Origin of the sequence: Rhizobium sp. RU20A, assembly GCF_900155885.1 — a bacterium.
Taxonomy (GTDB): Bacteria; Pseudomonadota; Alphaproteobacteria; order Rhizobiales; family Rhizobiaceae; genus RU20A.
In genome coordinates this window covers 932183-945562 of record NZ_FTMB01000001.1, presented here as the reverse complement: position 1 = coordinate 945562, position 13380 = coordinate 932183, and the positions used below count along the sequence as shown (strand labels likewise).

Below are 13380 nucleotides of genomic sequence, written 5' to 3'. Positions count from 1 at the left end.
CTCCGTGCCGGAGCGCCAAAAACACGGACGGCGGGGCAAGCCCGCCGTCTTCATTGCCATGGCACTGTGCTCGCTATCGGACCCGAGGGTAATCAGACCGGCTTGCGCGAGGCGGGTATGGGGCATCAGCCTTCCGAAGAGAGGCAGGTCTTCAGCGAGGTGGCGATGCCTTCCATCATCTGGAAATAGAGGTCGGGACCGGCGGTGAGGTTGCCGGCTTCCGGGTCCAGCACGCCGGCCTTGGCCTTGGTGCCCTCGATGACGGTGTTGACGAGCTTCGGCTCGAACTGCGGCTCGGCGAAGATGCAGGTGGCGCCGAGCGTGCCGATCTTTTCGTGGATTTCCTTGAGGCGCTGGGCGCCCGGCATGACCTCCGGGCTGACGGTGATGGAGCCGGCGACCTTGGCGCCGAAGCGGCCTTCGAAATACTGGTAGGCATCGTGGAAGACGATGAAGGGCTTGTCCTTGACCGGTGCGATGGTCGCGGCGATCGAGGTTTCGAGGTCCTTCAGGCGCGTCTTCAGCTTGGCGAGATTGGCGTCATAGGCGGCGGCGTGTTCCGGATCGGCGGCCTTCATGGTCTTGGCGATCTCGTCGGCCATGGCCGATGCATTCTGCGGGTCGAGCCACAGATGCGCGTCGATGCCGTGGTGATCATGGTCGTGGCCATGCTCATGCGCGTGGTCGTGGCCCTTTACTTCTGCATGCTCGTCCTCGCCCTCATGGGCATGGGCGGCTTCGCCGGCATGGGCATGCGCCTCTTCCTTCGCATGGTCGTGTCCGGCTTCGCCTTCGGCGTGGCCCTCGTTCTCGTCATGCATATGGGCTTCGAAGGGGCCGCCTTCGCGGTAGGGAAGGGTGATGAGGCCGGGTGCATCCTGCAGTTCGACCACCTTGGCCTTGCCGCCGAGCGCCTCCAGCGGCTTTTCCATGAAGGCTTCGAGGTTGGGGCCGACCCAGAAGATCACGTTGGCGGACTCAAGGGCTGCGGCCTGGGAGGGCTTGAGGGAATAGGTGTGGGGGGATGCGGCGCCATCGACGATCAGAGTCGGCGTCACGACGCCTTCGGTGATCGCCGAGACCAGTGAGTGAATCGGCTTGATCGTCACCACCACAGACGGTTCGGCAGCAGCGGCGGCCGAAGCGGCGAAGAGGATGGTGGAGGCGAGGAGGGCGGTGGTGAGGCGGGGAGTGAGGCGCGACATGGGGTCTCCGTCTTTGCCGTATCCGGCGCCAAGAGGGCGTCCGGTTCGTGTTGAAGTCGACATGTAATGTTATTACATGAATTGCGTCACGCTATAACGTGTGCGATAGCAGGACGCAACAGGGATCCTCTTGCAATGCTTGATCGACCAATGTCCGACAAAGAGATGGTGCCGCAGGGCGCGGCATCGACGCGCGGCGCCTTCGAGGCGCGCGACGTGCTGGTATCGCTGAGCCAGGCCGGCATTCGCCGGCAGGGCCGCTTTCTGGTCCGCGGGGTCGATTTTTCGATCCGCCGGGGCGAGATCGTCACGCTGATCGGCCCGAATGGGTCGGGCAAATCCACCACTGCGAAGATGGCAATCGGCGTCTACAGGGCCGACGAGGGCAAGGTCGCGCGCAAGGCCGGGCTGAAGGTCGGCTACGTCCCGCAGAAGCTTGCCATCGACTGGACGCTGCCGCTGACCGTGGAGCGGCTGATGACGCTGACCGGCCCGCTGTCGCGGCGCGAGCTTCTGGACGCGGTGGAGGCCACCGGCGTTCAGCATCTTCTCAAAGCCGAGGTACAGCGCCTGTCCGGCGGCGAGTTCCAGCGCGCGCTGCTGGCCCGCGCCATTGCCCGGCGCCCGGATCTTCTTGTCCTCGATGAGCCCGTCCAGGGCGTCGATTTCAACGGCGAGATCGCGCTTTACGACCTGATCAAGACGATCCGCAACCGGACCGGCTGCGGCATCCTGCTGATTTCCCACGACCTCCATATCGTCATGGCCGAGACCGACACGGTGATCTGTCTCAACGGCCATGTCTGCTGCCGCGGCACGCCGGAAGTGGTGAGCCGCAGCCCGGAATATCTCAAGCTCTTTGGCGCAAGGGCCGCGCAGACGTTGGCCGTCTACAGCCACCACCATGATCACACCCATCTGCCCGATGGCCGCGTGCTGCATGCCGATGGCACGGTGACGGCGGATTGCCATCCCGGCGACGGGCACCACGACGACGCCCATCATGATGTGGGCGACGGCACCTGCTCCTGCGGGCATCCGCACCCGGATCAGCCCATCCTGCGTCTCAACGGCTATACGCCGGAGGGGCGCCCGCGTGTTTGACGACTTCTTCACCCGCGCGCTGGTGGCCGGCATCGGCCTTGCCATTACGGTCGGACCGCTCGGCTGTTTCATCATCTGGCGCCGCATGGCCTATTTCGGCGACACGATGGCCCATTCGGCGCTGCTCGGCGTCGGGCTTGCGCTGTTCTTCGATATGAACATCATCCTCAGCGTGTTCGCGGTGGCGGCGGGTGTCTCGCTGCTGCTCATCCTGCTTGAAAAGCGCGGCGCGCTGTCGACGGATGCGCTGCTCGGCATTCTCTCCCACTCGGCGCTGTCGCTCGGGCTGGTGCTGCTCGCCTTCATGACCTGGGTGCGCGTCGACCTCATCAATTTCCTGTTTGGCGACATTCTTGCCGTGACGGAAAGCGATATCGATATCGTCTGGGGCGGAGGCGTTCTCGTCATCCTGTCGCTGATCTATCTCTGGCGGCCGCTGCTGGCCTCAACCGTCAATCCGGAACTGGCGGAGGCGGAGGGGCTGGAGCCGCAGCGGGCGAAAATCTTCTTCATGCTGCTGCTGGCCGCCGTGATCGCGATTGCTATGAAGATCGTCGGCATCCTGCTGATCACCTCGCTGCTGATCATTCCCGCCGCGACGGCGCGGCGCTTTGCCCGCACGCCGGAGATCATGGCCGTGATGGCGTCGGTGATCGGTGCTTGTGCGGTAACGCTTGGCCTTTACGGATCGCTGCATTACGACACGCCGTCCGGCCCTTCGATCGTGGTTGCGGCGCTGCTGATCTTCGTGGTCAGCCTTGTGCCGATTGGTCGCCGGCGTTCGGGCGACGACCACGATCACCGGCTTGCCGGACCGGGCGGGCATTCGCGGGCAAATGGAGGCTGAGATGAGTGAGCTTGATCTGACGCGAAACCAGGGGCTGGTCTTTGATGCGCTGCGCGATGCGGACCAGCCGATGAGCGCCTATACGATCCTCGACAAGCTGCGCGATGCCGGTTTCCGGGCGCCGCTGCAGGTCTATCGTGCCCTCGAGAAGCTGATCGAGAAGGGGCTGGTGCATCGTCTCGAGAGCATCAACGCCTTCGTGGCCTGCGCCCATCCGCACGACAATTGCGCCGCCCACGGGCTGACCGCCTTTGCCATCTGCGAGCGCTGCAGCCAGGTCATCGAGTTTCATGACCATGCGATCGAGCACCGTCTGGCCGACTGGGCCAAGGGCAGGGGGTTTCAGCCGACTAAGACGCTGATCGAGGTCAAGGGCATCTGCGCGACCTGCGCCGCCGCCTGACGGCGTGGGGCGCGCGGCGCGCGTACTATGCCTCGATGCGCGTCAGGCCGCGGGCGAAGCGCTGCCAGTTCTTCACATAATGGGCCGCGGAGAGCTTGAGGCCGCTGATGGCCGCTTCGTCCAGCTGGCGGACGGCCCTGGCCGGTGCGCCGACGATGAGGCTGCCATCCTCGAAGACCTTGCCTTCGGTGACCAGCGCATTGGCGCCGACGAGGCAGTTCCGGCCGATGCGGGCGCCGTTCAGGATCGTTGCGCCCATGCCGATCAGGCTGTTGTCGCCGATGGTGCAGCCATGCACGATGGCGCGGTGGCCGATGGTGCAGCCTTCACCGATCGTGACGGGAAAGCCGGGATCGACGTGCAGCACCGCGCCTTCCTGGATATTCGTGCCGGCGCCGATGCGGATCGGCTCGTTGTCGCCGCGCAGCACCGCGCCGAACCAGATGCCGACATCCTCGCCGAGCTCCACGCGCCCGATGACGTGGGCATCCGGCGCGATCCAGTAGCGGTCGACGGCTGGCGTTGCCGGGCGTTGGCCGTCGAGGGCGTAAAGCGGCATGGCGCGTCCTTTCCGGATCAGGCGACGGTGACGAACAGGATGCCGATACCGTCAATGCCGCAGGTGATCGTGTCACCCCGCGTGACCGGGCCGACGCCGGCCGGCGTGCCCGTGAAGATCACGTCGCCCGGCGCGAGCGTGAAGAGCCGTGAGGCGTGGGCGATGATATCGGCCATGCCCCAGGTCATGTCGGCAATGTCGGCGGCTTGCCGGCGCGTGCCGTTGACGTCGAGCCAGATGCGGGCCTTTTCGGGATGGCCGATGCGGGCGGCGGGCATGATGGCCGAGATCGGCGCGGAATGCTCAAAGGCTTTGGCCGCCGTCCACGGCTTGCCGGCGGCCTTGGCAGCGGCCTGCAGGTCGCGGCGGGTGAAATCGATGCCGACCGCATAGCCGTAGACATGGGATAGCGCCTCGTCCGGCGCGATGTCGCTCCCGCCCTTCGACAGGACGGCGACGAACTCGACCTCGTGATGCACCTCGGCCGAATGGGCCGGATAGGGGAAGGGGCGGCCGCCGGTCAGCAGGTTGTCGGGGTTCTTCTGGAAGAAGAAGGGCGGATCGCGGTTCGGCTCATGGCCCATTTCGCGGGCGTGGTCGGCATAATTGCGGCCGACGCAGTAGACCCGCCGCACGGGAAAGCCGGTGTTCTCGTCGGCGATCGGAAGAAGAATGGGTGCGGGCGGCGTGAAAAGCGGTTGCATGGACTCTCACTCAGGCATTGCGTTGATGGCAAAGCCTATCACTGCTTTTCACGACGGGGAAATCCTGCGGCATCAGCCGCAGGCATATTGTTTCAACTGCTCGCGCGTCAGGTAACGGCCATCGCTGCGCGAGTTGAGTGTCGGGTCGGACACTTCGATCGTCGCGCCCTGCGGCAGTTCCAGCGCCTGGCGCACCGTCATGATGCCGATATCGCGCCGGGCGGACCCCTGGCGCAGACTGACCTCGACGATCCTGTACAGATTCTCCTCCTGCATGATCCTCTCCCGTTCCGTTTCTTGATTCATTTATTTCGGTGCGATCACATCGCATCACGAAATTGTTTTTTATGAGGCACCTCCGCATATTCGCCGCGCAAGGTCAACATGCAGCGCAGCAAAGGCCCGGAATTGCTTCGTTGCACCGCAGCGTGGTAGGAGCCACGCGACGAAAGGATACCGACATGACGGATCACGAGGCGCAGCAGACGATGGGGACGAGACCGGCCAATGGCGCTTTGGCCGGCCGCTATTTCCGTGCGCCCGTCTTCGCCGTTGCGCCGATGATCGATTGGACGGATACGCATTTCCGGGTTTTTGCCCGGCAGATGTCGCGCCATGCGCTGCTCTATACCGAGATGATTGTCGCCGATGCGGTGCTGCGCGGCGACCGGCAGCGGCTGCTGGGCTTCGACCCTTGCGAAAACCCGCTGGCGCTGCAGTTGGGCGGCAATGATCCGCAAAAGCTCGCGGAGGCGGCGCGGATCGGCGCCGGTTTCGGCTACGACGAGATCAACATGAATGTCGGCTGCCCCTCCGACCGCGTGCAGTCCGGCACGTTCGGCGCCTGCCTGATGCGCGAGCCGGCGGTGGTGGCGGACTGCGTGGCGGCGATGAAGGCGGCGGTGTCGATCCCCGTTACCGTGAAATGCCGGATCGGCGTCGATGACCAGGAGCCGGAGGAGGCGCTGTTCGACCTCGTGGCGCAGGTCAAGGCGGCAGGCGCCGACGCGGTGTGGGTGCATGCCCGCAAGGCCTGGCTGCAGGGCCTGTCGCCGAAGGAGAACCGCGATATTCCGCCGCTCGACTATGCGATCGTGCATCGTCTCAAGGCCGCGCATCCCGATCTCTTCATCGGCCTCAATGGCGGGCTGAAGACGCTGGCCGAGGGCGCGGCGGCCAGCGCCGGGCTCGACGGCATGATGCTGGGGCGCGCGGCCTATCAGGACAGCGGCCTGCTGGCGCAGGTGGATGCGCAGGTGCCGCATCCGCTGACCGGGGCGCCGGCGCTCGACCTTCCCCCGCGCGATGCCGATTTCTGGCGCGGCGTCTCGCAGGCCATGCAGGACCATGCGGTGCGGCATATCGAAAGAGGCGGGCGGCTCATCCACGTCACGCGGCATATGGTCGGCCTCTTCCAGGGGCTCGCCGGGGCGAAGCGCTACCGGCAGATCCTCTCTTCCGAAGCGGCGCGCACGGATGCCGGGCCGGAGGTGATCGCAAGGGCATTCGAGGCGGTGCTGGTGCGGATGGAAGAGACGCAAGCCGACGGGGACGGCAGCAACGCGGCGCTGTCAGCTTAAACGGCGAAAATCACAGGGCGACTTTTTCACCACCCGCGCGGCGCGGCGCCTGTTTCCGACCCCTGAAACGCAACATGGCGGCCGGAGCCGCCATGTTTCAAAATCGCTGCCATCCCCATGCGACCGTTTCCGGTCGCGGAGACGGGCGCGTGCCGATTAGGCAGCGCGGATGTTGACGGCCTTCGGGCCCTTGCCCATGCGATCCGGCTCGGTGTCGAAGGTGACCTGCTGGCCGTCCTTCAGCGTCTGCAGGCCGGCAGCCTGGAGAGCGGAGATGTGAACGAACACGTCCTTCGCGCCGCCTTCCGGCGTGATGAAGCCGAAGCCCTTGTCCTGGTTGAAAAACTTTACGGTGCCCTTGGTAGACATGGGGGAGATCCTCTTTCCCTTTTTGCAGTTTGCCGCCGCGATAAAGCTGCGGACGGCGGTGTGTCGAGTAGTCACGATAACGGGGAAAGAACGTCTACGACGCCGGCCCATGCCTGCGGCCCTGAGGCCAGAGGGTCTTGCGGTCAGCTACCCGGCAAGCCGGGCATACAGTCAGTCCAGTCTCCGGGATAGAAAACGCCCGAACGCTGATAGCCTTGACAGTTTTGTTGAGGAAAAGCAACGCCCAACTTTTGGCCCGTCGGCTTTTGCGGCCGCGATGGCATGGTTTTTCCGCAGCAGGCCGGGATTGGGGAAAGCCGCCGGCGTGCCGCCCTTTCGTCCCATTTTGCGGCCAAGCCTTCTGGGGATCGGGCCGGTGCGCGCTTGCGGGGCGCGGCCGAAGCCGGTACCCCAGGGGCAATTGTGCCCCCAGGGGCAGGACAGGCCGGGCCATGGGCCGGCCAAGGGTTCGCGCGGGCCGGCGGCGAACGGGCGTGAAACTCGAAAGCGTGAAGGACAGGGGAGCTAAGGCGTGATCGATCCCTATGAAACGCTGGGCGTGGCGCGCGATGCGGGCGAGGCGGAGATCCGTGCCGCCTTCCGGCAGGCCGCCAAGAGCGCCCATCCCGATCAGGGCGGCGATGCCGAGGCCTTCGCGCAGCTGTCGGCGGCGCACGAGCTGTTGAAGGACCCGGTGCGCCGCAAGGTGTTCGACGACACCGGCTACGATCCCGACATGGCCGATCCCAAGGCGCTGAAGGGGCTGATGATGCTGGAGGCGCTGGTCAACGAGATGATTCTCGACGAGCGCATGCCCGGCAGCTTCGATCCCGTGGCGGCGATGCGGCGCAAGCTCTCCGACGATATCCTCAAGAACCGCTTCCACATCCTCGAACTGGAACGCCACCGCGACCGGGTGCGCCACCATATCGACCGCCTGGCCCGCCGGCCGGGAACGGATGTGCTGGGCTCCATGCTGCGCGCCCGCTCGCAATCCATCACCGACGCCATCCGCTCCACCGAACAGCAGATCGCCGCCATCGAACAGGCCTACGGCATGCTGGACGGCTACGCCTACGAACTGGACGCACGCGACCCGCCCCCGCCGGCGCCGCCGCAGGACGCCTACGATATCCGGCAGGAGGCGCCGGCCGTGGTGTCGGAGCCGCGCGGGGATGTCGTCAAGGCGGCGGAGTAGGGGGGGGGGTCTGCGCTGACGTTGGGGTCTGCCATGTGGGGCGGGCTCGGCGGATGGTGGTTCGGCGAGAGCATCCGGGCATTCACGCCTTGCGGGCCGGACAAGCACAGCCGGCGCGCTGTTGGAAGCGATGAAGCGAGAGCCGGTCCGTTGCCGCTGCACCACGCCTGCCGTCGCCGGAGGCAGACCATTTTCCGCACCCCCGGGATGAGGACTTACATCTTTCCCACACTCCAAGCGCTGGTCCCGCCTCGCCGGAGCGTCTTCCGGTGTATCCGATGGCGGGACGGGGAGAGTGTAAGCGGTGTGCGCGCGGAGGGGGATGGAGGGGAAATAATGGTATTTGTAACCATCAGAACATTATGAAGCAGGCGGTGTGTATTAGATATTTCAGTCATGTTGCCTTTAGACGCCGGCGATCAGACTGCTATGTTTAGGCCTGGAGTTGCGAAACCGTCAAATTGTAACTATCAGTGGTCTACCCGCGAGCGAGAGGTACTCGATGTTAGCAGCTTCTCATAAGAATATAATTGACAAAGAAAAAAACGATTTCACTCGAGCTGGTGCGATCTTTCTTTCAAACTACCCGTCTTGTTTTGTAGGAAAGGAGGAACACTGGCACGCAATTCGATTACGTATTGCAACAAACTTCTCTATTGAAGTATCAAATGTTCGATTAACAGGTTCTGGTCATCTTGGCGCGAGTGCTTTTAAATCTACGATATTTGATGAAAAGAAATCCGACCTTGATATCGCAATTATATCTCCAGCATTGTTTTCACGTTACCTGACTTGGGTTATTTTGGAAACAAAATCTTTTACGAGGCTCAGTGCATTTCCGCGATTATCCGATGGTAGAAGTGGGCTAGAGGAATTTAAGCTTTACGTAAGTCAGAAGGGTATGATAAGGCCGGATTTGCTGCCTGCTGGCAAGTTTAAAACAGAGTGGATGTCGTTCTTCCGCGACTTGAGCGCAGATAACTCCTTGTTGTGTAAGAAAATTACCGCTGCAATATATGTAAGCGAAGAGTGCTTTGTGCAGAAGCAAATTCCATCTATAAGAAAGTTCATATGATGATTAGATATCACGCACGTACAAAGCAAATTGTTGATTTATATAATGAAGTTGAAACTGGAAGATTGATTTTGTCTCCATATTTCCAGAGAAACTATGTTTGGAGAGATATACACAAGAAAGATTTCATAGATACAATATTAAAGGGATATCCATTTCCTCAAATATTTATCGCAAAGGGTACAATAAATGTAGATACAAAACAAAGCACATCATGTGTTGTTGATGGGCAGCAAAGGCTGACAACGATTATTGATTTTATAAATCAAGAATTCACATATGATGGTAGTTACTATAATAACCTTACTCAAAACGAGCAAGAGTTATTTCTGAAATATGAAGTTAGCATTATTGATCTTGATTTAACTGAAAACGATCCTGCTCTTTTTGAAATATTTAAGCGCCTAAACCGAACTTATTACTCCATGACTGCAATTGAGAAGCTTTCTTCTGAATATTCGTCAGGTGAGTTTATGCTTGTTGCAAAACTACTTAATGGGCAACTCGACTTTGATGATCCTGAGGGTGCAGATTTTGAGGAGCACTCTTTCGCGTTCGATCCTAATATTCCGCGTGAATTTAAGGCGTGGGCCGCAAATCAAGACACTTTCGAATTTCGGCGATTGGTTATCGAGGGGAATTTGTTTAGTGAATACGAAATACAGCGGATGAATCATCTGATGTATACGCTTAATTTGATGGCCTATAAATTAAAAGGTCACTCTAATCGAAATGATAAAGTGAAGGACTGCCTCGACGCATTTAACAGTGAGTTTGATAGAAAAGATGAAGTCGTTTCCCAGTTCAATCGAGTTGCAACGGCAATTAACCGCTCTGTAGCTAGTGGTGCTCCATTTTGGAGTACAAAATCGAATGCGTTTTCATTATTCTGCGTGCTGCTTGATGATGAGGATCTTCGAGAGATGGTTCGCTCAGGAAACCTTGATGAAAAACTGTCTAAGTTTGCTGAGCAGGCTACATCTGATTATGCAATTGCTGCGAAGGAAGGAGTGAATAACAAAAAAGAAAGAGCGATTCGCTACAATACAATAAGAGATTATCTTCGTAAGTGAATTTATTATATAAATTGGCTACGGCGGCAATATTGGAGCGCTATTCGATCAGATTGAAACGGATGGGCGCTCTAAATCTTTTGGGATTGCAGTGCTTAAGCGCGGTTTGATGCCTCTGTCACCGCCCCGGGCGTCCCGTCTTCCCCTTCGTCCTGCCTTTGCGCTTCTGGTCGGCCGGGTCCTCGTAGGAGCCGGCGCCGGCGCGGGCGCGGATGATCGGGCGCGGATCGTCGGTGGGGCGGGGGGCCCCCTCATCCGTCCTTTGGGCACCTTCTCCCCGCTGGGGAGAAGAGGGAGTGGTGCCTGTGGTCGGCTTCGGTTTTTCCGGGAGTTTGCCGGGGACGGGTTTTTCGGTGCGGCCGACGGTCATTTCGTCGAGCGTGTTCTTGCGGAAGAGAGGGCGTTCCGTGTCGGTGCCGGGGCCCATGTCGTCCAGCGAGGGTTTGGCGAAGTAGGACGGGGCGTCGGCGGGCGTGGTCGTGGATCCTCGGGTCGAGCCCGAGGATGACGGGGCCTGACCGGGGGCTTCCAAGGCGGCGGCACCCCCCTCTGTCCTGCTGGACATCTCCCCCACAGGGGAGGAGATCGACTCGCGGCTTCGCTTTCCGCTGCCTTTTCCCGCGTCCTGGCTGTTGGCCAGCTTTTCTTGTCTCCCTGTCGCGCCTTCGGCACTTCTCGCCTCTTGCTTCGCCATCGGATCGTCCATCGTGGCGAGTTCGGCGGCCTTGAGGCGTTTGATTTCGTCGCGCAGGCGGGCGGCCTTTTCGAAGTCGAGGTCGGCGGCGGCGTCGCGCATGGACTTTTCCAGCGCGTTGAGGTGGGCCTGCAGGTTGTTGCCGACGAGGTGGCCGCCGTCCGCAAAGCCCTTGCCGCCGGCGCCGGAGATGTCGGCGCGGACGTGGTCGCGTTCATAGACGCTGTCGAGGATGTCGGAGATGCGGGCCTTCACCGACTCAGGCGTGATGCCGTGTTCGAGGTTGTAGGCCACCTGCTTTTCGCGGCGGCGGGCGGTTTCCTCCATGGCGCGCTGCATGGAGCCGGTGATGTGGTCGGCATAGAGGATGACCTTGCCGTCGACGTTTCGCGCCGCGCGGCCGATGGTCTGGATGAGGGACGTCTCCGAGCGCAAAAAGCCTTCCTTGTCGGCGTCGAGGATGGCGACGAAGCCGCATTCGGGAATGTCGAGGCCCTCGCGCAAGAGGTTGATGCCGACGAGCACGTCGAAGGCGCCGAGCCGGAGGTCGCGGATGATCTCGATGCGCTCCAGCGTGTCGATGTCGGAGTGCATGTAGCGCACGCGCACGCCCTGCTCGTGAAGATATTCGGTGAGGTCTTCCGCCATGCGCTTGGTGAGCACGGTGCAGAGGGTGCGGTAGCCCTTGGCGGCGGTCTCGCGGATCTCGCCGAGCACGTCGTCGACCTGCGTCTTGGCGGCGCGCACCTCGACGGGGGGATCGATGAGGCCGGTGGGGCGGATGACCTGTTCGGCAAAGACGCCGCCGGACTGTTCCAACTCCCAGCCGCCCGGCGTGGCGGAAACGGCGACCGTATCGGGCCGCATCGCGTCCCATTCCTCGAAGCGCAAGGGGCGGTTGTCCATGCAGGAGGGCAGGCGGAAACCGTATTCGGCCAGCGTCGCCTTGCGCCGGAAGTCGCCGCGATACATGGCGCCGATCTGCGGGATGGTGACGTGGCTTTCGTCGATGAAGATCAGGGCATTGTCGGGGATATATTCAAAGAGCGTCGGCGGCGGCTCGCCGGGGCGGCGTCCCGTGAGGTAGCGCGAATAGTTCTCGATGCCCTGGCAGGAGCCGGTCGCCTCCAGCATCTCGATATCGTATTTGGTGCGCTGCTCGAGGCGCTGCGCTTCCAGCAGGCGGCCGGCCTTTTCAAGCTCGGCGAGGCGCAGGCGCAGCTCTTCCTTGATGGCTTTGATGGCGCCGTTCAGCGTCGGGCGCGGCGTCACGTAGTGGCTGTTGGCGTAGATCTTCACCGATTTGAGGTCGCCGGTCTTGTGGCCGGTCAGCGGGTCGAATTCGGTGATGGCGTCGATCTCGTCGCCGAACATGGAGATGCGCCAGGCGGCATCCTCCAGGTGGGCGGGGAAGATCTCGATCGTATCGCCGCGCACCCGGAAGGAGCCGCGCTGGAAATCCATCTCGCGGCGCTTGTACTGCTGCGCCACGAGGTCGGCGAGGAGCTGGCGCTGGTCGAGCCGGTCGCCGACCTGCATCTGGAAGGTCATGGCCGTGTAGGTCTCGACCGAGCCGATACCGTAGATGCAGGAGACCGAGGCGACGATGATGACGTCGTCGCGCTCCAGAAGCGAGCGCGTCGCCGAGTGGCGCATGCGGTCGATCTGCTCGTTGATGGAGCTTTCCTTCTCGATATAGGTGTCGGAGCGCGGCACATAGGCTTCCGGCTGGTAGTAGTCGTAGTAGGAGACGAAGTACTCGACCGCATTGTCCGGGAAGAAGTTCTTGAACTCGCTGTAGAGCTGGGCAGCCAGCGTCTTGTTGGGCGCGAGGATGACGGCGGGGCGCTGCGTCTCCTCGATCACCTTGGCCATGGTGAAGGTCTTGCCCGAGCCGGTGACGCCGAGCAGCACCTGGCTGCGCTCGCCGGATTCCAGGCCGCCGACGAGATCGGCGATGGCCGTCGGCTGGTCGCCGGAGGGCTTGTAGTCCGTCATCATCCTGAGCGCGATGCCGCCCTCGGATTTTTCCGGCCGGGCCGGGCGATGCGGCGTCCACAGCTTGCCGTCCTTGAAGAGCGGATTGCCGCTCTCGATCAGCTTGGCCAGCGCATCGACCGTGGCGGTGACGGCGCCGGGCGCCAGCGTGCCGGCTTCCTCCAGCGACACATCCATGCCCGCGACGGGATTGAGGCCGGCGGCGGCGCGTGTCTTCGGATCGGAGGAGCCGCCGATGGAGACGCCGCGCGAGGTTTTCGAGGTGCTCGCCTTGCGGTCGGGGCCCGCGGGAGCCTCCTTGGCTTTCGAAGCCGCGATCTCCACCGCCTTGCGGTGCTTGCCGGCCCTGGAGGCGACCTCGCGGCGGGTCTGCACGGTCGAGGCCTCGGCCTCGGCTTCGAGCTGTTTTACCCAGTCGGAGACCGAGCCTGAGAGCGGCGCGCCCTCGAAGGACGCCTGCGGAGCTTCCCCGAAGCCATCGGTTTCAGGGGCGGAGGATTTCGGTTTTCTGGCCATGGGCGGAATATGGAGAGAGTCCCGGCGGAAGGGAAGGGGCAGCGGGTACAAAAGG

Annotated in this window: 12 protein-coding genes and 1 pseudogene; 7 read left to right on the top strand and 6 right to left on the bottom strand. The window is 62.0% G+C overall.

Annotated features, from left to right (window positions below; translation table 11 throughout):
• Nucleotides 1-125: 125 nt before the first annotated feature.
• Nucleotides 126-1205, bottom strand: a complete 1080-nt coding sequence (gene znuA / locus F3H41_RS04600) for a zinc ABC transporter substrate-binding protein ZnuA (RefSeq protein WP_149737354.1) — start codon at nt 1203-1205, stop codon at nt 126-128.
• 165 nt (nt 1206-1370) lie between these two features.
• Between znuA and F3H41_RS04595 the strand changes: the two are divergent.
• From F3H41_RS04595 to F3H41_RS04585, 3 genes and pseudogenes are all read left to right on the top strand, one after another.
• Nucleotides 1371-2201 (top strand): annotated as a pseudogene (locus F3H41_RS04595) (ATP-binding cassette domain-containing protein); the annotation flags it as partial.
• A gap of 100 nt (nt 2202-2301) precedes the next feature.
• Entirely contained in the window at nt 2302-3156 is an 855-nt protein-coding gene (znuB, locus tag F3H41_RS04590) for a zinc ABC transporter permease subunit ZnuB (protein WP_149737352.1), read from the top strand.
• Nucleotide 3157: 1 nt separating this feature from the next.
• Nucleotides 3158-3559 carry a Fur family transcriptional regulator gene (locus F3H41_RS04585; RefSeq protein ID WP_149737351.1) on the top strand — a complete coding sequence of 134 codons (402 nt, stop codon included), beginning with the start codon at nt 3158-3160 and terminating at the stop codon, nt 3557-3559.
• 25 nt (nt 3560-3584) lie between these two features.
• On the opposite strand, the gene F3H41_RS04580 is transcribed toward F3H41_RS04585, so the two are convergent.
• From F3H41_RS04580 to F3H41_RS04570, 3 genes are all read right to left on the bottom strand, one after another.
• Nucleotides 3585-4118: a gamma carbonic anhydrase family protein gene (locus tag F3H41_RS04580; RefSeq protein WP_149737350.1), complete on the bottom strand. Its 534-nt coding sequence runs from the start codon at nt 4116-4118 to the stop codon at nt 3585-3587.
• Between the two features lie 17 nt (nt 4119-4135).
• Nucleotides 4136-4822 carry a fumarylacetoacetate hydrolase family protein gene (locus F3H41_RS04575; protein WP_149737349.1) on the bottom strand — a complete coding sequence of 229 codons (687 nt, stop codon included), beginning with the start codon at nt 4820-4822 and terminating at the stop codon, nt 4136-4138.
• Nucleotides 4823-4894: 72 nt separating this feature from the next.
• Complete coding sequence (locus F3H41_RS04570; RefSeq protein ID WP_149737348.1) at nt 4895-5098, bottom strand: hypothetical protein; 204 nt, start codon at nt 5096-5098, stop codon at nt 4895-4897.
• A gap of 212 nt (nt 5099-5310) precedes the next feature.
• Between F3H41_RS04570 and dusA the strand changes: the two genes are divergently transcribed.
• Entirely contained in the window at nt 5311-6402 is a 1092-nt protein-coding gene (gene dusA, locus F3H41_RS04565; RefSeq protein WP_149738217.1) for a tRNA dihydrouridine(20/20a) synthase DusA, read from the top strand.
• A 156-nt stretch (nt 6403-6558) separates the two neighbouring features.
• On the opposite strand, the gene F3H41_RS04560 is transcribed toward dusA, so the two are convergent.
• Entirely contained in the window at nt 6559-6771 is a 213-nt protein-coding gene (locus F3H41_RS04560; protein ID WP_149737347.1) for a cold-shock protein, read from the bottom strand.
• A gap of 532 nt (nt 6772-7303) precedes the next feature.
• Between F3H41_RS04560 and F3H41_RS04555 the strand changes: the two genes are divergently transcribed.
• The 3 genes from F3H41_RS04555 (at nt 7304) to F3H41_RS04545 (ending at nt 10117) form a co-directional block, all read left to right on the top strand.
• The gene (locus F3H41_RS04555) at nt 7304-7969 is read left to right on the top strand and encodes a J domain-containing protein (protein ID WP_149737346.1); all 666 of its coding nucleotides are present in this window, start codon (nt 7304-7306) and stop codon (nt 7967-7969) included.
• A gap of 502 nt (nt 7970-8471) precedes the next feature.
• Entirely contained in the window at nt 8472-9044 is a 573-nt protein-coding gene (locus F3H41_RS04550) for a hypothetical protein (protein WP_149737345.1), read from the top strand.
• Nucleotides 9041-10117 (top strand): DUF262 domain-containing protein, encoded by a 1077-nt coding sequence (locus F3H41_RS04545; RefSeq protein WP_149737344.1) that lies wholly within the window; start codon nt 9041-9043, stop codon nt 10115-10117. Before F3H41_RS04550 ends, F3H41_RS04545 begins: the two co-directional genes overlap by 4 nt.
• A gap of 118 nt (nt 10118-10235) precedes the next feature.
• Here the strand turns inward: F3H41_RS04545 and uvrB are convergent, their stop codons facing one another.
• Nucleotides 10236-13325 carry an excinuclease ABC subunit UvrB gene (uvrB, locus tag F3H41_RS04540; protein ID WP_149737343.1) on the bottom strand — a complete coding sequence of 1030 codons (3090 nt, stop codon included), beginning with the start codon at nt 13323-13325 and terminating at the stop codon, nt 10236-10238.
• Nucleotides 13326-13380 lie beyond the last annotated feature (55 nt).

Bases quoted from the DNA above. Each gene is read 5' to 3' on its own strand.
- znuA (WP_149737354.1), bottom strand. From the start codon at position 1,205: ATGTCGCGCCTCACTCCCCGCCTCACCACCGCCCTCCTCGCCTCCACC.
- F3H41_RS04585 (WP_149737351.1), top strand. From the start codon at position 3,158: ATGAGTGAGCTTGATCTGACGCGAAACCAGGGGCTGGTCTTTGATGCG.
- F3H41_RS04580 (WP_149737350.1), bottom strand. From the start codon at position 4,118: ATGCCGCTTTACGCCCTCGACGGCCAACGCCCGGCAACGCCAGCCGTC.
- F3H41_RS04575 (WP_149737349.1), bottom strand. From the start codon at position 4,822: ATGCAACCGCTTTTCACGCCGCCCGCACCCATTCTTCTTCCGATCGCC.
- F3H41_RS04570 (WP_149737348.1), bottom strand. From the start codon at position 5,098: ATGCAGGAGGAGAATCTGTACAGGATCGTCGAGGTCAGTCTGCGCCAG.
- dusA (WP_149738217.1), top strand. From the start codon at position 5,311: ATGGGGACGAGACCGGCCAATGGCGCTTTGGCCGGCCGCTATTTCCGT.
- F3H41_RS04560 (WP_149737347.1), bottom strand. From the start codon at position 6,771: ATGTCTACCAAGGGCACCGTAAAGTTTTTCAACCAGGACAAGGGCTTC.
- F3H41_RS04550 (WP_149737345.1), top strand. From the start codon at position 8,472: ATGTTAGCAGCTTCTCATAAGAATATAATTGACAAAGAAAAAAACGAT.
- F3H41_RS04545 (WP_149737344.1), top strand. From the start codon at position 9,041: ATGATGATTAGATATCACGCACGTACAAAGCAAATTGTTGATTTATAT.
- uvrB (WP_149737343.1), bottom strand. From the start codon at position 13,325: ATGGCCAGAAAACCGAAATCCTCCGCCCCTGAAACCGATGGCTTCGGG.